At 64.1% G+C, this 15579-nt stretch carries 22 protein-coding genes and 2 pseudogenes; 10 read left to right on the top strand and 14 right to left on the bottom strand.

Annotation, left to right across the window (positions count from 1 at the left end; all coding sequences use genetic code 11):
• Window positions 1-202 precede the first annotated feature (202 nt).
• From QMG72_RS17200 to QMG72_RS17190, 3 genes are all read right to left on the bottom strand, one after another.
• Window positions 203-595, bottom strand: coding sequence for a hypothetical protein (locus QMG72_RS17200; RefSeq protein WP_283481276.1), 393 nt, complete (start codon window positions 593-595; stop codon window positions 203-205).
• 61 nt (window positions 596-656) lie between these two features.
• Complete coding sequence (locus QMG72_RS17195; protein ID WP_283481275.1) at window positions 657-1253, bottom strand: RES family NAD+ phosphorylase; 597 nt, start codon at window positions 1251-1253, stop codon at window positions 657-659.
• Window positions 1254-1267: 14 nt separating this feature from the next.
• Complete coding sequence (locus QMG72_RS17190; RefSeq protein ID WP_283481273.1) at window positions 1268-2047, bottom strand: hypothetical protein; 780 nt, start codon at window positions 2045-2047, stop codon at window positions 1268-1270.
• 173 nt (window positions 2048-2220) lie between these two features.
• On the opposite strand from QMG72_RS17190, the gene QMG72_RS17185 reads away from it, so the two are divergent.
• Window positions 2221-2406, top strand: coding sequence for a DUF1508 domain-containing protein (locus tag QMG72_RS17185; protein ID WP_283481272.1), 186 nt, complete (start codon window positions 2221-2223; stop codon window positions 2404-2406).
• A 72-nt stretch (window positions 2407-2478) separates the two neighbouring features.
• Here the strand turns inward: QMG72_RS17185 and QMG72_RS17180 are convergent, their stop codons facing one another.
• Complete coding sequence (locus QMG72_RS17180; RefSeq protein WP_283481271.1) at window positions 2479-3204, bottom strand: hypothetical protein; 726 nt, start codon at window positions 3202-3204, stop codon at window positions 2479-2481.
• Between the two features lie 178 nt (window positions 3205-3382).
• Here QMG72_RS17180 and QMG72_RS17175 point away from each other — a divergent pair, with 178 nt between their 5' ends.
• From QMG72_RS17175 to QMG72_RS17165, 3 genes are all read left to right on the top strand, one after another.
• A complete protein-coding gene (locus QMG72_RS17175; protein ID WP_283481270.1) occupies window positions 3383-4150 on the top strand; it encodes a hypothetical protein in 768 nt (255 codons plus the stop codon).
• Window positions 4143-4859 (top strand): hypothetical protein, encoded by a 717-nt coding sequence (locus QMG72_RS17170; RefSeq protein ID WP_283481269.1) that lies wholly within the window; start codon window positions 4143-4145, stop codon window positions 4857-4859. Before QMG72_RS17175 ends, QMG72_RS17170 begins: the two co-directional genes overlap by 8 nt.
• Window positions 4860-4938: 79 nt before the next feature.
• Window positions 4939-5973: a PASTA domain-containing protein gene (locus QMG72_RS17165; protein WP_283481267.1), complete on the top strand. Its 1035-nt coding sequence runs from the start codon at window positions 4939-4941 to the stop codon at window positions 5971-5973.
• Window positions 5974-6311: 338 nt separating this feature from the next.
• Here the strand turns inward: QMG72_RS17165 and QMG72_RS17160 are convergent, their stop codons facing one another.
• The 5 genes and pseudogenes from QMG72_RS17160 to QMG72_RS17140 all read right to left on the bottom strand — a co-directional run.
• A complete protein-coding gene (locus QMG72_RS17160; RefSeq protein WP_283481265.1) occupies window positions 6312-6635 on the bottom strand; it encodes a histone-like nucleoid-structuring protein Lsr2 in 324 nt (107 codons plus the stop codon).
• Window positions 6636-6728: 93 nt separating this feature from the next.
• Window positions 6729-7016, bottom strand: a complete 288-nt coding sequence (locus QMG72_RS17155) for a hypothetical protein (RefSeq protein ID WP_283481263.1) — start codon at window positions 7014-7016, stop codon at window positions 6729-6731.
• 37 nt (window positions 7017-7053) lie between these two features.
• Entirely contained in the window at window positions 7054-7500 is a 447-nt protein-coding gene (locus QMG72_RS17150; RefSeq protein ID WP_283481261.1) for a hypothetical protein, read from the bottom strand.
• A complete protein-coding gene (locus tag QMG72_RS17145; protein ID WP_283481259.1) occupies window positions 7497-7778 on the bottom strand; it encodes a type II toxin-antitoxin system Phd/YefM family antitoxin in 282 nt (93 codons plus the stop codon). Before QMG72_RS17145 ends, QMG72_RS17150 begins: the two co-directional genes overlap by 4 nt.
• A gap of 18 nt (window positions 7779-7796) precedes the next feature.
• A pseudogene (locus tag QMG72_RS17140) lies at window positions 7797-7916 on the bottom strand (DUF4113 domain-containing protein); the annotation flags it as partial.
• A 43-nt stretch (window positions 7917-7959) separates the two neighbouring features.
• On the opposite strand from QMG72_RS17140, the gene QMG72_RS17135 reads away from it, so the two are divergent.
• On the top strand, window positions 7960-9021 hold the full coding sequence (locus tag QMG72_RS17135) for a PIN domain-containing protein (protein ID WP_283481257.1): 1062 nt from the start codon (window positions 7960-7962) through the stop codon (window positions 9019-9021).
• A gap of 217 nt (window positions 9022-9238) precedes the next feature.
• Window positions 9239-9367, top strand: coding sequence for a hypothetical protein (locus QMG72_RS17130; protein WP_283481255.1), 129 nt, complete (start codon window positions 9239-9241; stop codon window positions 9365-9367).
• Window positions 9368-9715: 348 nt separating this feature from the next.
• Here QMG72_RS17130 and QMG72_RS17125 read toward each other — a convergent pair whose 3' ends face one another.
• From QMG72_RS17125 to QMG72_RS17110, 4 genes are all read right to left on the bottom strand, one after another.
• Window positions 9716-10015, bottom strand: a complete 300-nt coding sequence (locus QMG72_RS17125) for a hypothetical protein (protein ID WP_283481254.1) — start codon at window positions 10013-10015, stop codon at window positions 9716-9718.
• Between the two features lie 22 nt (window positions 10016-10037).
• The gene (locus tag QMG72_RS17120) at window positions 10038-10172 is read right to left on the bottom strand and encodes a hypothetical protein (protein WP_283481252.1); all 135 of its coding nucleotides are present in this window, start codon (window positions 10170-10172) and stop codon (window positions 10038-10040) included.
• Window positions 10173-10340: 168 nt separating this feature from the next.
• Window positions 10341-10682 (bottom strand): hypothetical protein, encoded by a 342-nt coding sequence (locus QMG72_RS17115; RefSeq protein ID WP_283481250.1) that lies wholly within the window; start codon window positions 10680-10682, stop codon window positions 10341-10343.
• Between the two features lie 493 nt (window positions 10683-11175).
• The gene (locus QMG72_RS17110; protein WP_283481248.1) at window positions 11176-11835 is read right to left on the bottom strand and encodes a DUF6308 family protein; all 660 of its coding nucleotides are present in this window, start codon (window positions 11833-11835) and stop codon (window positions 11176-11178) included.
• A gap of 405 nt (window positions 11836-12240) precedes the next feature.
• Between QMG72_RS17110 and QMG72_RS17105 the strand changes: the two genes are divergently transcribed.
• The 3 genes and pseudogenes from QMG72_RS17105 to QMG72_RS17880 form a co-directional block, all read left to right on the top strand.
• The gene (locus QMG72_RS17105) at window positions 12241-12789 is read left to right on the top strand and encodes a hypothetical protein (protein ID WP_283481246.1); all 549 of its coding nucleotides are present in this window, start codon (window positions 12241-12243) and stop codon (window positions 12787-12789) included.
• 254 nt (window positions 12790-13043) lie between these two features.
• On the top strand, window positions 13044-13553 hold the full coding sequence (locus tag QMG72_RS17100) for a hypothetical protein (RefSeq protein ID WP_283481244.1): 510 nt from the start codon (window positions 13044-13046) through the stop codon (window positions 13551-13553).
• 58 nt (window positions 13554-13611) lie between these two features.
• Window positions 13612-13805, top strand: a pseudogene (locus QMG72_RS17880) (SDR family NAD(P)-dependent oxidoreductase); the annotation flags it as partial.
• Between the two features lie 109 nt (window positions 13806-13914).
• On the opposite strand, the gene QMG72_RS17095 reads toward QMG72_RS17880, so the two are convergent.
• Window positions 13915-14691, bottom strand: coding sequence for a metallophosphoesterase family protein (locus QMG72_RS17095; protein WP_283481242.1), 777 nt, complete (start codon window positions 14689-14691; stop codon window positions 13915-13917).
• A 635-nt stretch (window positions 14692-15326) separates the two neighbouring features.
• Between QMG72_RS17095 and QMG72_RS17090 the strand changes: the two genes are divergently transcribed.
• On the top strand, window positions 15327-15539 hold the full coding sequence (locus QMG72_RS17090) for a hypothetical protein (protein WP_283481241.1): 213 nt from the start codon (window positions 15327-15329) through the stop codon (window positions 15537-15539).
• Window positions 15540-15579 lie beyond the last annotated feature (40 nt).

Raw genomic sequence — 15579 nt, 5'->3', positions numbered from 1 at the left:
CTGGTCGCCGCGAAACTGAACCGCCGGCCCCGACCCACCCTCAACCTCGAGACACCGGCCAACCGGCTGAACCAGCTGCTGCACGCAGCCTAAAACCCCGGCGTTGCTAGGACCATATGACTTTGCCCCCTATGTGTGGGGCAGTGGTCATATCCCTCCCCGGGTCATTGGGTCCAAGACCGGGTCACCGGACAGCTGCCATTCACGGCTTGATCACACGTCCGGTCTTCGGGTCGATCACCGGGATACGCACGGCGCGGGCGACCGCGTTGGGGCGCGGCCTCGGGATCAGGCCCAGACGTTCCCGGGCCGCGTCAGCGACCATGTCGTTCGTGTCCTCAATGAGGGTCCAGAGCGTCTGCTCGTCCAGGGCCGGGTTCTTGGCGGCGTTCAGGCGGGCCATGAAGTCGTCCTGGTCGGCGGCGAGCTCCTTCAGAGTCGCCAGGGCAACGCTCGGGTTGGCGGCGACGTACTCGCGGCACCAGCCGGCATCCGAATCGATGTCGCCACGCTTGCCGGGCAGACTGATCAGTTCGTGCAGCCGTTCGGGGGAGGTGGCGGGGTTCTGTGCTTCGTCACGCAACGGGGTAGTCATGGGAGCCATGTGTGCGGACCCGGCTCTGCAACTCACCGGGGCTGTGACGTTCCGGGCCGGTTCAGGAGATTTCGATTTCGATGCCGACGCTGCCCAGATAGTCGCTGATCCAGTTGAAGCCGTCCCCCGCGGCATAGATCCGGCCACTCAGCGGCACCGGCTGGAGGTCCGCACTCGAGACGCGGTCACCGAACAGCATGTAGGCGCGGTCCGTGTTCCGGCGGTTGCTCATCCATGCCACGCCGTCGAACCCGGCTGTGTGGGCCGCTTCCGCCCATCGGACGGTGCGGGGGTACTGCGATGACATGGTGGCTGTGACGTGCTTGGCTTCGGTGCCTAGAACCCGGAGCCCGTCACCCATCAGGGAGGCCAGGCGAAGATCCCTGGCCATGGTGACCTGGGCGCTGACCCGGCGTGAGATGTCCTCGTATCGGATGCTGCCCTGGCCCGGAAGTTTCTCGTGGAGAATCGTCTCGCAAACGGCAACCTCTTCGCTTTGGGCCGCGTAGAGGACCGGCACAAACGGGTCACCAAAGAACGCGAACCGGGTGCGGCTGCCAAAGCCAGTGTTGAATTCATTGACCTTGCGGCCGTTGCTGAACACCCGCACAGCGACCGCTCCGGCGTCGAGGATGTACTCCTGTGGCTCGAACGGCACCGGAGGGACGCGCCTCACCACTGGACGTTGAAGGACTGCCGGGCCGTTTCCACCACCTGTTCCGGGTGGTCCAGCTCGTCAACGGGGCGCGCACCGTCAAGATAGCCCGTCGGTGAAACCATCCAGAGTGCAAGGCTCGTCTCGGACCGGTCGGCCTCTTGCGCGACCTTCAGCAGGTCATGGATGACGGGGCGGATGGTGTGCTCGCTGCGGTCGATTTGAAAGCCCGGGTATCTGAAGCCGCCGGGGCGTTTGACGGCCAGCAACTTGCCGGCCGCTCTCTGATCCGACGCGAAGCTGCGGTTGGGGGATTTCGAGCCGACAGCTTCGGACACTTCCTTACTGGAGAGCAGCCCGAATTCGGCCTCCATTTTCCGCCAGGCGTTTTCGGTTGCCTGCAGACTGCGTGCCAGCTGCGGCGAGACCTCTTCGTCGACAGCAGCCAGGACCGGTCCGAGCGCCTCGACACTCCGCTCCATATTGATCGCCGCCTGCAGGAGTTTGCTGTGGCTGCTCAGTCGGCCGTGCCCTTCGGCCGCCAGCTTGAGACTTTGCGCAGTGAGCAGCCTGTCCCGGAGAGCCGCATAAGTGGCGCTGAAACGGCCAAGGTCCTCACGACCCGGTTTCGGCACTTCGAAGACGGCGTCCCGCGCCGACGGGGCTGCGTGGGCATCTTCAAGCGCGCGCTCTCCGAGGGTCACCTCGAAAAGCTGGACGAATTCAGCCAGACCCACGACTGAAAGCTCCTCGAGCACTTCTCGTTGACGCGTGGCCGGCGTCTCGATCTCAGCCATTGCTCTCCTCCTGACGCTTACTACAGCTATCTTACGCGTCGGCGGTGTCGGGTGACAGGGTCTGCAAGTTCGTTGTCGACCGTTCGCAGCATGTCCCGGACAGGCGCCGCGTTTGCAGGTCTCGTATCGCCCAGCGGCCCGCGGAGGCCGGCGGATCAACCGAAGGAGCACCCATGGCAGGCAAGTTCGAGGTCTACAAAGACAAGTCCGGCGGCTACCGGTTCCGGCTCAAAGCAGGCAACGGCGAGACGCTCGCATCCTCGGAGTCCTACAAGACGAAGGCCAGCGCCCTGAACGGGGTCGAGTCCGTGAAGAAGAACGCCGGCTCCGACATCGTGGACCTCACCGAAGAGTCCTGACCGGAGCGGCAACGCGAAAGCCCGGCCACCCATTGCGGGACGGCCGGGCTTTCTGCTGTCCTGGGACCAGTGTCAGGGCTTGAGGGACACGATGCGGGCGGCCGCGGCGCGCACCGGGCGGACGAAGCAGACAAGGGCCGCTGCCAGCGGTGCCCCGCCGATGATGAAAATCAGCGGTGCCGGGTTGAACGCCTCGGTGCTGGAGGCCTGCTCGGCCGACACCGTGACGGCTTCAGGAGACGCAGACGTGCTCGGAGTGGCTGACGTGCTCGGTGGCGTCGTGGCCACAGCAGTCGCTTCGGGAGTCACCGTCGGAGCCTCAGCTGCCGGGGTAGCCTTCACCTGAACCGCAGCCGCGGGGACCTCGGCAGGCGCTTCGGTGTCCGCGCCGGTGGCCGGACCGTACTGCGGCACGGTTCCGGGAACAGCGACCTGCGCCGGTGCCTGGTAGCCGCCCGTCTGTGCCGGAACGTACGTCTGCGCCGGGGCCTGATACGCCGGGGCATAGTTCTGCGCGGGCGCCTGATAAGCAGGGGCCGGAGCCGGCTGGGGAGCCGGGGCTTGGTAGGCCGGAGGTGGGGGAGGAGGAACGGTGCCGTAGGTCCCGGATCCACCGTTGCCTGAGCTGGAACCGCCCGTCCCCGTGCCGCCGCCGGCGCCGTTGTCACCGCAGACTTGTGCGCCGTTGGGGGCGGTGGTGCAGACCCATGCGGCCTGGGCCGGTGCGGGTGAGAGCAGGAAGGCGGCCCCGGCAAGCAGGACCGTCACGCCGGCGCGGCGGGTATGCGAAATGGTCACGACGTTTCCCCCAAAACTGTGGCTGCGGTGCGGCGCTGAACTGATCCTAGCCGATACGGGACGCATAAGCGCAGGTCAGGACAGTGTTGCAGTTCCGCGGCTCGGGCCTGGAAACGGGTACTTTTCAGTTAGGCTGACCGGAGCCGGTTCGGACCGGCGACGTATTGGGGGAACAATCTTGAAACTTTTCACGCGCTCCCGCGCCCCACGCACAGCCACTGCGCTGGCAGCTCTTCCGGTCGCGGCACTCCTGGCCCTTGGTGGTGCCGGGGCCGCCCAGGCCGGCACCTGCCCGGCAGGTCAGCACTGGAATGAAATGGGCGGGGGAGCGGGCTTCTGTTCAATTGATGCGACTGGTGGCGGGACCGGCGGTCCCGCCACGATCGACCTGGGCGGAGGCGCAACCCCCCCGTCCTATGGTGAGCCGATGGCTCCTCCGGTGGTCAACCGTCCGGCTGCCCCGGTTTACGGTCCGATGCCGGCGCCGGCACCCCCTGCCCAGTACAGCCCTCCAACCGCAAATATCCCGGCATATGTGGCCCCGGCTCCTGTCCGGAACCAGGCGCCCGCTGCGCCTGCGCAGGTCCAGGCACCGAATCAGCCGGTCAAGGGCGCTGCCCCGGCTGAGAACCCGGTCATCGCCGGTGTCCCCGCCGAGGCTCCGGCCGCTGAAGCCACCCCGACCGCGACGCCCGATGCGGTCACCCCATCGGAGACCTCGACGGCGGCAACTTCGGCGACACCGTCCCCGGCGGCCACGCCGGCCACCGCCGTGACGTACGACCAGTCAGCGTCCACCGGACGGTTCGAGCCCTGGCCATACATCGTGTGTGGACTCCTCATCGCTGCCCTGGTCGCCGTGCTGGTGGCCCGAGCCCGCATCGGCCGCCGCACCCCAGAAGCCAGCAATGGCGGATCTATGGAAGCAGGAAGTTCCGATGCGTAAACAGATCCCGGCCGCACTGGCCACCGTCGTGGCGGCCACAGCTCTCGCGCTCGGCGCCGCCGGACCCGCCCACGCCATCACCTGCCCGGTCGGGTCCGTCCCGGCCGTGGCCGGCAACGGGGCTGAATTCTGCTCGGCGACTGGCGACGGCGGAGTCCCGGGCGGCGGCAGCGTCTCCGTCGGCAACGGCGGTTCAACGGTCCCCGGCGGTTCAGCCCCGATCGTCGGCGGCAGCGGTGGCGGCAGTGTGCCCGGCTACCAGGCGCCGGCCCCGGCTCCATATGTTCCGGCCGCCCCTGCCCCGTACGTTGCCCCTGCCCCGTACGTTGCCCCTGCCCCGGTGTACGTTCCGGTGCCCGTCCAGGTTGTCGCTCCGCCGGCTCCCGCCCCGGCGAACCAGCCCGTCAAGGGCGTCGCCCCGGCCGAGAACCCCGTCATCGCCGGCGTACCCGCAGAGGCACCGGCCCCTGAAGCTGCTCCCACGGAGTCAGCCGCGGTGGCTGCCCCCTCAACGACCGCCACTCCCACGCCGTCGGCAACGCCGAGTCCGTCCGCGACGCGTTCCACCGAACCGATCCAGAGCGAGCAGGTGTCGAACACCTTGAGCCCTGCGCCGTTCATTGCCGGGGCTTTGGCGGTCCTGGCCGTCGGTGCCGCGGCCTGGCAGTGGCGTAGGACGCGGAAATCCAAGACCGAGCCGGCGGACTGAGTGAACTAACGCGAGGACGGCGCGTGGCCATCGAGGGTCACGCCCGAAGAATAAGATGCTTGCGCAATGCGGGAGCTGAATGGGGAAACAATTGAAGTCGCTCATTGTCCTGGCCGCCATCACCGCTGTGCTGCTGACCGGGTGCGGTGAGGCGCCCGCGGCGTCGCCAAACACCGAGCCGGCCGCGTCCTCGACTCCGACGGAAACGAGGCCGCCTTCCACGATGCCCGTTGTAGCCGGGAAGACGTACGCCCAGGCCCGGGACCTGCTCGGCGCGGCCAGCCTCTCGTTCGAAGTTGTTGGGCCAGAGGGAAAATTCACCGACCGGCCCCAGGATTCGGCGATCGTCCTGGGCGCCGACCTGAAAGCCGGCGCGCAGGTTCCGTTCGGCACACGCGTCACCCTCAACATGAAGGAAACCCATGCCGTTCTTGAGGCACAGGTTGCTGCTGAAAAACTGGCAGCGGCTCGGGCAGTGCGCTACACCTTCAATTGCTCAGCAGGCTCTGCTATCGGCGACAAGACCGGTAAGCGTGTCCACAGCTTCAAGGAGATCTGGGCGGACCCGAAGTTTGCCTCCTTCACAAGCTGCGACGGCCGTGTCGGCAGCTCCTGGTGGCACGACAGGTACACGCTCGAAGCTGACGAGAAGGCGGTTGTAGATCAGATCTCAGCGGACGGCGGCGACGCTAGCAGCGCTCCCGGCGCGTACAGCGACGTCCTTGCAGCATGCCTGATCACCCCGGCCATCAACTGGGAAGCCAGCAAGGGTTTCAAGGTTCGTGTCCAGGCTGTCGCAAAGTCTGCCCTGCGGATGTGCCCGGACGCACCGTTTGTGGCAGAGCTGACCCGCGTCGCCAACGGAGAGCCGCGGTCCCGAATGGACGACGGAACCTATGCTGTCGGCCAGGACATCGCGGTCGGCACGTACCAGGTCCAGGTCCCGAACGGTGCCAACGGGGTCCACGAATGCTACTGGGAACGGGCCGGTGCCCAGGGTGGCATCATCGCCAACAACTTCATCAGCTTCGCCCCGCAGGGCCCCGTCGTGACGGTCTACGCAGGCGAAGGGTTCATCAGCAGAGGCTGCGGCATTTGGCGCAAGATCGGATAGTTGCGCTGCAGTCTGGGGAGACTTCCGTGGTGCCGGACGGCCCAGTAACAAGCGGGCCGGCAGAACAACCGACGGACCAACCTATTGCGGTCAGCGGCGAAGTGCCCGACACATCGGCGAGCTACAAGCCTTCGTGACAGAGCTCTCCGTCAGGGATCCTTGCGGCGGTCTTCCGGTAGGCACTCTCGATGTAGGAGTCGACGTCGACCCGGCCGATGGGCCAACTGGCCCGAGGTTGCCCCCGGAGCCGGCCTGATTCTTGGTGCGGTGACGCTACGGGCGGCCCAAAACGGTCGCGACGTGGGCGAGACGTTGTGGCCTACCGGGCCAGATGGAAGCTAGGCGTTCGCTGCCTCGAATTGGCGGACAACGTCGTCCTTGATGCGGCCGCGCGGGTTCACCGGCACACTGTTTTCGACGGCCCAGCGACGGATCGTCTTGGTGTCAGCAACGGTGGCCGCTGCCGTCGGCTGCTTGGCGACGCGTCCGCCGGTACGGCGCCCTGCCGAGCGGAACCGTTCCAGGAAGTCACGGAGTTCGATTGCGTGACCCGCGTTCAGGTCAATCTCATAAGAGCCGCTATCGAGGGAGAAACGCACGGTTTCAATTGCCTCGGAGCCGTCAAGGTCATCTACAAATTCCAGTACTACACGTTGTGCCATGCACCGAACCCTACAGACCCGCGGCGTGTCTTCGCTTCCCCCGACGCGCGCCGCGGCAGTTCCGTCGGATCATCGGTCAGGACTGGCAATGGCCTAATATTCTTCGGCTGGATCTTCCAGCGCAGCCATCTCCACGGCGTCCAGGAGCTCATTGACCGGGGTTCCTCCAGTGGTGCGGGCCAATGGATCGAGAGCGGCGAAATGCTGGCGCGCCAAGGCGATTGTGAGTTGGGTTAGCCCTTCAACGCCATTACGCTCCACGAACTCCAGAACCACTTCGCGTATTCTTCCCCCAAGCGGCCCGGGTCCGCGCGACTCTTCGGCTGCAATGCGGGTCAGGGTGACGGCTGCCAGGCCGGGGCGATCGTAGATGAGGCTCATAAATAGACGCTACCGGCGGTCACTCCGTGGGGAGAGGTTATTCGCACCAAAAGGAATCGGTCAGGGCAACGACGGAGGCTACGGGGCGACCGGCTTCCAGCCATGCCTTGGCGGATACCGGCTCGTCGTCCAGAACCAGGTCATGTTGCCGCGTCAGGAAGAAGCCGGCAAACGACAGCGGGTGTAGATCCTCTGGCATTGCTGCAAGGACTTCCGCGAGGCCCGGGATTGCACTGTCTCCCGCGGCGTTGAACTGCCAGTCCGGGAAGAGTACTTCTTCATCAACCGTGTAGGTGTAGAGCTTCCGGTCCGAGCTGAAGTCCAGTACAGCGCGAGTTGATAGGCGCATAAGGTGAGCCACTTCTACCGCTGTGCGGGCAGCGGAGTCCAGCATCTTACTGGCATAGCTGTTCGCGGCATAAGCACGGGTGACGTCCGCTGAGGTGGCAGAGATACCCGAATTCCCAACCCAGAATTCGCTCATTCTTTTGCCCGTTTCGTTTGAATATCCGCCTCGACCTGCCCCGCGGTGTGGACAGCACCTTGAAACAATTCTCTGAGCCCTTTTCCGATGTCCTGAACCAGCTTCGCGTCGGAAAGTGCGGCCGCTGTCTCCATTATGGCGTCGTAGTCGTCAGCACCCAGGAGCACCGCGGCGCGTGAACCGTTCCGGGTGATCTCGAATCGCTCGTGAGTCGTGGACGCCTGCTCCACGAGCCGCGAGAGGCGCGCACGGGCTTCCGTGGCTGGAACTGTTCTCATAGCTGGAGTACGACCCTCTCAGCAGGCTTTGACGAGCGGCAGCTCATCCCATTCAGTCGTGTACCGCGGGGACAAGGCTGAGCGTTTCATGCCCCACGTGGGCTGCTCCTCCATTCCGGCGCGGTCGACCCCGATAGCCGGTCATCCGACACCGAGTACGTTGGATCCTAGGTACGTTATTTTGGATTCAACCACCCTCATCGCGGACTACTCTCTTGCCTCGGCCGCCAGCAAGGGGCTGTTGGAGGGTAGTAGGCGTGGCGTCATCAAGCTGGCCGTACCCGAGCTCGTGCTTCTGGAAGTCGTGCACAAGTGGCGGGAAAGAGTCATCAGGCTGGCCGATGCTGCAGATGCGGTTCTGAAGGATGCTCGGCGCCTCGGCCTCGGTGACCTTCAGGTGGAGGTGCCAGCCGTCCAGGAAGAGTCGGCGGCCTACGAGGATGCCCTGCGGACGAAGCTGAAGGATTCAGCAGCGGTGATCCTAAGCATTCCTGACATCTCCCATGAAGTGCTGGTTGTCAAAGCTATTCAGCGCAGTGCTCCCTTCGCTGAAAAAGGGACAGGCTACAGGGATGCCCTCATCTGGGAGTCGGTCAAAGAGGTCCTTCGGACGGACCTGCAGGAGTCGGTCGTGTTCGTCACTGCAAACAAGGCCGACTTCGGCAACAGCAGCACGGGTATCCGACAGGGACTCCTGGATGAACTCACCAGCGAGTCAATTTCCCACGATCGATTCGTCGTGGTGGATTCTCCGGCGGCTGCTGCCGCAGAGACTCTAGAGCACGCGCAGCGATTGCTCGATCTATTCGAGAACCTGCTGGATTTGGATGACGTCGTAAGGGAGGCGTTCTTCGAACAGGTAGTCGAGAGCGCAGATCTCGATCTTCCCTCTATCGGGGAGCAACACCACAGTCCGGACCGCCACGTAAAATTTCTCAACGTATCCGATCTCTACACGGTCAACTACTTCAAGGCTTTCAGATCATGGCTTATCTCGTCCGGCAAGATAGGTGTGGAGTTCGAGGCGGAGGCTGACGCTGACGTCAGTTTTGAGTTCGAGGTCGACACTCCGTCCTACTACCATGACGCCAGAAGAGACCCATGGCCCGGGGGCGTCCATACCGACTCGGATACGGTAACGGCGTCACTCACTGGGCAACTGGAATTCGATGAATCGACACGGGAAATTACGCTGGACGGCGTGTCGATCTGGCAGCTGTCTGAGCCCCGCACGGAATTCTGAAGACGGACGATGGTGGGGCCGCAACGCAGGACAGCGGGGGCGCTTCAGTCCTCAACGACTCGCGGAGGGCGACCTCTAGTCCTTCCCGAGTGCCATCCTGGAACGGCGTCGTCCCTGGGAGCTTGACCTTCACGGGATCGAGTTCGCCGCGGCGGCGTCTGTACCGTTGCGCTCCCCGGACCGGCTGGTCCGGCGTGCAGGTTGTTAGAGTCATCGCGTGGCTACCAAACAGAAGAGCATCCAGTGGACTATCCAGACCGACCCTGCTACGGCGGTCCGCCATGTTCTGGCCGCCGCCAAAGCGCTAAAATTCAAGACCAGCTCGCCGGGAACTGGTCGTCCGTGACCCAGAGGGCAATGTTATGGCCGATGAGCCCTCCCAGCCGGTGACGTAGCCAACATGGTCGTTGTAGCTGCGGTCATACCCGGTTCTGCGCTGGCGTGCTCATGAGGATGCACCTCCGGGTTGGTGTTAACAGTTGGCGGGCCTTGTTACCCTTCTATGTGCGGCCAGGCAGCAAGAAATTGCCCGCATGAGTCCGGCGGACAACAATTTGCCGCAGCGGTCAGGATTGCGGCAGGGTGTCGCTCAGCCCGGTCAGTTATTCCAGCCTGGCAACCTTCTGAGCCCAGTACGGCCGGAACCCCTCGTGGGTGAAGCACGGCTCTCCGGCTTGCTGCACGGCCCGGATCATCAGCAGATCATCGGCGTAACCCTGCCCAGTGAATAGGGCGGGTGCTCGTGGTGTACCCCATCCTCGTTCAGGTCCAGGACCGCTACCTCACGGTCCCGTCGGGAGGGTTCCTCGTTACTGAGTGCGGCCGGTCCGAGTCCGCCCAGAAGGCCACCAAGGCTCGTCACAGGTTCGGCATGGGCCACGGTATCGAATTGTCCATTGACTGCAGTTCCACGCCTGCGTAGTTGAGATGATGTGGTGGCCTTGCCGGCTCCCTTGCGGTCGATGTACTGATGCCATTGTTGTGTGCGGCTCACGCCCGGAACTGTCGCCGGCCGGTCAGCTTTTGGGCGCTGAGGCCTGCAGCCGCTTCTCCATCACCGGAGCCATCTTCCTGGCAAGCTCTTTGGCCTTCTCGAAGCCGGTCCCGTAGACGGCGAATGCCAGCGACACATCCCCGCTCGTGACGATCACGTTGGCACCCTCGCTGAGTTTCCCGCCGGCGGACGGCTTGGTAGCGAAGCTTGTGCCCGATGACGTGCCGGAGTCGAAGAGCTCATACGAATCGCATTTGCCCAGCCGGTCCCTGAGATTTTCCTGGGTCTTCCGGATGTCCTCGGCGGAGGATCGCTGGGCGAGGGCCTAGGTGAAGTTTGGACCGCCGGAACCGGAGGACTGCATGACGAACATGCGGGTCGGCTGGGGTTGTGAGAAGCCGCCGTAGGCTGCGTCGTACCATTCCGGAGACAACCCCCTGGACGGCTGCGGACTGGCACTGGGGTTGTTGACCTGGGACTTCGGCCCGGTGATGGTGTTGATGCTGCCGAGCGCCGACTTGATTTCCGATTCGGTCGGGAACAGCTTCTTCATGGAGTCTTCATCCAGGGACGAGTAGGACGGGGTGGGAGCGCAGCCTGCCGCCGTCACCGCCAGAATGCCGAGAATAGCCGACACCGACAGAGCACGGAGCAGGTGATGTGTCATGGAGTTCCCCCGAAAAGGGCCAGCGGTCCCGGCGTCCTGAATGATGTTAGTGCCCGGCCGGGCAATCCAGCGTCATCGGCCATCTGCGTCCAGGACTGCCTTGACTGCCTTGACTTCATGCTGCAAGAACACGTTGCCGGCCTTCTCCAGCAGATCCTTGGCAGTGGACAGCGTCTCACGGGTGAGATCACCTGAAAGGAGCGCCCCGCGGTGGCGGTGAGCGCGCGAATGTCGGCCGCCACGGCGGCGATACGGGATTCCCGGGTCGGGTCTTGAACACCGACGGGTCCAGGATGCTGGTCTTCGAAGTTTGCCGGATCAGGGGTACCGAACCGGTGTCCTTAAGCTGTTCGGCGAAGGCGACCGCCTCCTCCACGGCACCGTCGTAATCGGTCCTGCTGAGCAATCGAAAATGGTCCTAAACGGATGCGCTCCCCTCGGCTATTACTGGTGAGGATCATCCGGGCTTCGCCGCTCTACGCCTCCGGGCGGCCTAGTGCCGACATCCGCGGCGAGCTTCGTCAGCGAGACGCCAGCCAACGATGTCCAGAACCCGCAGAGGTGAAACAGTAGGTCCCGGGGCCAGAGCGGCCATGGCTCTCCAGTGCTCCATCCCGTCCCGGAGGTCTTTCTGAACTTCGGGGAGCCATGCACGCATGAAGTCGGCGTTGTTGCGTCCTTTGATGCTGGCCACCCTGATCTTTCCCAGTTCGCCGTAGCACTGCCAGATGTTCTTGTCGTAGAGCGGTAGCAGTTGCGGGCGCTTGAGGTGCAGTGCCTTGGAGAGCTTGGTCAGGCGCACGTTCGGGTTCCTTTTGCCGTCGAGCACGCCGTACAACCGAGCGATGGCTTCAAGTGTTTCCGGCCCGGCTTCGTCCAAGGTTCCAGTCAGTGACCCGTCCCGTAGAAGCACATTGATCTCGTCCAGCAGGCCCAGGAACGTGTACTGCGTTCCGACGGGGTTCTGGCCGGCGTTAAGGAGTGCTACCGCGAGGGTGTCCTGCGGCCCGACCGTGTCGCGTTCTCCGTTGCCCTGATAGCTGTCATAGGCGGGGTAAGACCAGCTGCCGTACTGGTTCATGTACTCGCTGGCGAGGGTGTTGGCGTGCGAGAGGTCAGTGGTCAACCCGCCGACGGTGATGGTCGTAGTCATTGCCTGAGCCTAGTGGATGCCCCAAAATCTGCGGGGCAGGCGGACAAGAGTATGCGGGGGGATCGGCGTCATGTCTGCCGGTGCACCGGCAGACGTGGATGCCGTTTCGGTGACAGTGACCGTCGGGGCAGGTGCCGCGCCAAGAGCAGAGCAGCCGGTCATCAGGTCGATGCCCTGCGGCCGCCAGGGCCAGGGCGGGGAATGTCTTCAAAGGGGCTCCTCACGGTGGGCCGGTGGATGGAATATCTGCTGTGGCTCACCAGGGAACATGCGTAGAAACCGGGAGGCCGCTGAAATGTCGCTGGAGTTGACCTGTGAGGTAGGTGGGAGAGGAGTATGCTCACGATGTTGGGGGACACTTTCTTGTGCGCCGCCAGCATCACTCGCGGACAAAGGAACCATTCAATGAAGAAGAACCTCGCGCTCGTTGCGCTTATCGCCCTGCCCCTGCTCGCCGGCTGCGGTGGATCATCCACTGCCACTGCCACTGCCACTGCCACTGCCCCGGCCAGCGGGGCAGCACCCGCCGCCGCTGCGCCCGCCGCTGAAGCACCCAAGGCCGCAGCCCCCGCCGTCGGCACCCCGTTCACCGCTGACATGGGCAACGGCAACGTCGCCAAGATCACCATCGTCTCGGCGACGTTTGTCGACAAGGTCAGCACCAACCAGTTCGCTCCCGCCGCGAAAAACGGCAAGTTCCTCCAGCTCGACGTCCTCTGGGAAACCGAGAAGGGCACCACGAGCTCGAACCCGATGTACTTCGATGCCAAGGACGCCAACGGCCGCAAAGCTGACATGACCATCATGGGCGACGGCCAGATCGGCTCCAGCCCGGTCGTCGTCGGCGACAAGAGCCGCGGCTTCGTCAACTTCGATGTTGCCCCCGGCCCGATCAAGGTCACCATCACCAACCCGATCCTGCAGCCGGTCACGTCCCTGACGGTCGCCCCGTAAGCAGCCTCATTCAGCAGCCCCGGCGCCTGATGGCTCCGGGGCTGCTTTGTTTCCCCGCGCCCCGGCTTGCGGTTGGCGCGAATGACGCTACAGTGTGCCCTGTTGGGGGACGCTTTCCGGGGCCGCCAGCGCCCTCTCTAAAGAAAGCCGACCCACACGTGAAGAAGCCGCTCGCCCTAGCAATGCTCATTATTTTGCCCCTCCTGGCCGGATGCAGTGGCACAACAAGCACGGCTACCGCCGGTTCTTCGACGGTGGCGACGGCCGCCCCGTCAGCCTCAACGCCAAGCGCAACGCCATCCAAGTCCGTCGAGGCGCTCGAGCCTGTCGAACTGGTGACGGGTGTCCCGGCAAAGGTTCAAATCCGCGCTGGATCGGCCTCCAACGGCAGCGCCGCCAAGCCCGACTACGCTGAGATCACAGTCCTTTCGGCCGGTCCTGTCCAATTTATCAACGGCTGGACCGGTGCCGAAGTCGTAGTACCCAAGAACGGTACGTTCCTTCGGCTAAATATCAGCTGGAAGACGGACCCGACCTCGGTGGCTACCGATCCGAATTCGAGGTCCTTCAAAGCGAAAGATGCCAAAGGGAACACTGCTGACGCGAGCCTGTTCAGCGACGGTCGAATATCGCCCCTCGTGATGGTTAAGCCCGGCGAAACGAAGCAGGGGAACTACGACTTCGACGTTTCCGCCGGTCTCGTGACGGTGAGCATCTTCGATGACGCCAACCGGGTGACCGCAAGGTTCACAACTACCGTGTAGTGCCCTCCGTAAAGCAGCCCCGGCGCCAGTTGGCTCCGGGGCTGCTTTGCTTCCCCGCCTGGTCCACGGCAAGGTTGGGCCAACGACTCCCACCGCACTGATCACCGGCGCTACCTCAGGTCTCGGCGCCGAGTTCGCCCGCCAGCTGGCCGCCTCCTAGGATGGTCTCGTCCTGGTCGCCCGCGACACGCACGTCTGGATAAGCGCGCCCATGAGGTGGCCGCCGCTTACTCGGTGAAGGCCGAGGTGCTGACGATGAGGGCGCCGTGGCGGTGGCGTACCCGCCGGCGACATACTTCCCGTCGGCGGGTACGCCACGAGCCCGGGCCTGCCCGATTGTCGGCGGGTGCCAGTGCAGCAGCTAGCTCCCGCGAGCAATCATCGGTTCGACGCGGAAGGGCGTTTCGCCCGGCCACAGGAGGACAGCGTTCCCGGCCCGTGAGTCCTCATCTGCCAGGACGTGCACCGTTGTGGTTTGCTCGGAGGGGTGGTGCACGTCGTGGATCCGGCGCTGGTGCCAGTGCCCGCAAAACACCAGGCCGGGCTGCAGCTGGTCGACGACATCGCGAAGTAGTACCCGTGTCTGGTTGGCGCGCTTCTCGACCTCGGGTGTCAGTTCAAAGCCCGACTGCAACGGAACGCCGGCCGGCGCGTCATGAGTGATCAGTACATCGACAGCGCCGTCGGCGATCAGCTTCTCCGCCTCTTCCGTGGTGGGTTCTTCCTCTGCCCACCAGGATTTGCCCTCTGTACGCCACTGCTGGTCAACCGAGTACGCACCCCCGAGGCCGCCGAAAACCAGTCCCTCGACCACAGTACGGCCACCCCTGGGTAGAACGAAGATGTTCGATCGCCAGGTGATTAGCCCGCTGTCCCCAACAGGGAGCTTCAAGATTGTGTCCCAGTTGTCGTGGTTGCCTGGTGACACGATCAGCCGTATATCGTGTTCCACGAGCTGCTTGTTCAGCCGTTGCTCGAAGCGGCCACGGAGCGCGCCGGGCCAGTCGAGCGGGAAGTCGCCAACATGGATCATAGTCCGGACGCCGTCGGCCGCGGCCGATCGAATCGCGTCGATACCGAAACCGACTTCCCCATGCCAGTCACCGAAGATCCCAATGGGGTGCACGTCGTCAGTCATCGCATCAGCTTATTGGGCAACCGTTGGCCCGCGGCGCCGCGTGGCGTCTGGTGCCGCCAAGCGCAGAGTGGATTCCGCCAACGACCTACCAAGCCTGCGGCGGAGCGTGGCCTTTAGGGGTGCGGCTGTTCGGCTGCCCCGTCGGCATCCTGTGCGGGGTCTTTGGACCGTGGCACCTGCAGTCACAGGCCTCTCGGGCATCCTCCTTTAGACGCAGGATGGTGTGCTCCTGCCAGCCGGCCGGAAGAGGTACGCCCGCCGTCTCGGTGCTCAGAGCGACTACCCACCCGGGTGTTTGTTTTGCGAGCCGCCTGTCCGTCACAACCCGGAGCGCCGCAGCTGCGCGTTCGACGCCGCGGTAAGAGCTTGCTTCCCCCTCCAGCTCATCGAGGGGCATCCCCGAGGGGTGGCGCCGACCACAGTACAGGCAGCGATCAGTGTCGCAACCCGGCGGCTCGAGTCCTTCAGACGGTACTGCAACGTGGCGCGGCATCGTCTGCCCTTTCGCTGGCTGGTACTCCTGATTTTATCGTCCCATGCGCAGAGCCCGTGCGTTCTGGATGAAGGTTTTTTGTCTGCCTCTGATTCGGGCATCACCGGTGAGAGAGTTTGGCTCCGCGACACACCTTATGGGCATGAGTACACTTCCCATGGCTGTGTGCCGCATCGAACCGCCCATCACTTCGATTACCCAAGCGATCCGACTCCGCTTCCACGAACTGACCGGCCTGATCCTGCCGAATACGATCTGCCAGACATGTTGGCTGAACAACGTCTCGCTCTTCACGGCGGCGATCGATCTTGACGCCGTTTTGAAGTCTGAGCATGCGTGTCCCCATCACGTCTAGGTCGACCTGGTCCTCTATCAAGCCTTCGAAGGGCTGTCGG

This window comes from Pseudarthrobacter sp. PH31-O2 (assembly GCF_030063265.1).
Classification (GTDB): Bacteria; Actinomycetota; Actinomycetes; order Actinomycetales; family Micrococcaceae; genus Arthrobacter.
This window is presented reverse-complemented; position numbering and strand designations above follow the sequence as displayed.

Excerpts from the sequence above, each read along its gene's own strand:
- QMG72_RS17095 (WP_283481242.1), bottom strand. The coding sequence starts at position 14,691 with ATGACTGACGACGTGCACCCCATTGGGATCTTCGGTGACTGGCATGGG.
- QMG72_RS17165 (WP_283481267.1), top strand. The coding sequence starts at position 4,939 with ATGGGGAAACAATTGAAGTCGCTCATTGTCCTGGCCGCCATCACCGCT.
- QMG72_RS17150 (WP_283481261.1), bottom strand. The coding sequence starts at position 7,500 with ATGAGCGAATTCTGGGTTGGGAATTCGGGTATCTCTGCCACCTCAGCG.
- QMG72_RS17105 (WP_283481246.1), top strand. The coding sequence starts at position 12,241 with ATGAAGAAGAACCTCGCGCTCGTTGCGCTTATCGCCCTGCCCCTGCTC.
- QMG72_RS17115 (WP_283481250.1), bottom strand. The coding sequence starts at position 10,682 with ATGACACATCACCTGCTCCGTGCTCTGTCGGTGTCGGCTATTCTCGGC.
- QMG72_RS17190 (WP_283481273.1), bottom strand. The coding sequence starts at position 2,047 with ATGGCTGAGATCGAGACGCCGGCCACGCGTCAACGAGAAGTGCTCGAG.
- QMG72_RS17145 (WP_283481259.1), bottom strand. The coding sequence starts at position 7,778 with ATGAGAACAGTTCCAGCCACGGAAGCCCGTGCGCGCCTCTCGCGGCTC.
- QMG72_RS17110 (WP_283481248.1), bottom strand. The coding sequence starts at position 11,835 with ATGACTACGACCATCACCGTCGGCGGGTTGACCACTGACCTCTCGCAC.
- QMG72_RS17090 (WP_283481241.1), top strand. The coding sequence starts at position 15,327 with ATGAGTACACTTCCCATGGCTGTGTGCCGCATCGAACCGCCCATCACT.
- QMG72_RS17160 (WP_283481265.1), bottom strand. The coding sequence starts at position 6,635 with ATGGCACAACGTGTAGTACTGGAATTTGTAGATGACCTTGACGGCTCC.
- QMG72_RS17185 (WP_283481272.1), top strand. The coding sequence starts at position 2,221 with ATGGCAGGCAAGTTCGAGGTCTACAAAGACAAGTCCGGCGGCTACCGG.
- QMG72_RS17155 (WP_283481263.1), bottom strand. The coding sequence starts at position 7,016 with ATGAGCCTCATCTACGATCGCCCCGGCCTGGCAGCCGTCACCCTGACC.
- QMG72_RS17200 (WP_283481276.1), bottom strand. The coding sequence starts at position 595 with ATGACTACCCCGTTGCGTGACGAAGCACAGAACCCCGCCACCTCCCCC.
- QMG72_RS17170 (WP_283481269.1), top strand. The coding sequence starts at position 4,143 with ATGCGTAAACAGATCCCGGCCGCACTGGCCACCGTCGTGGCGGCCACA.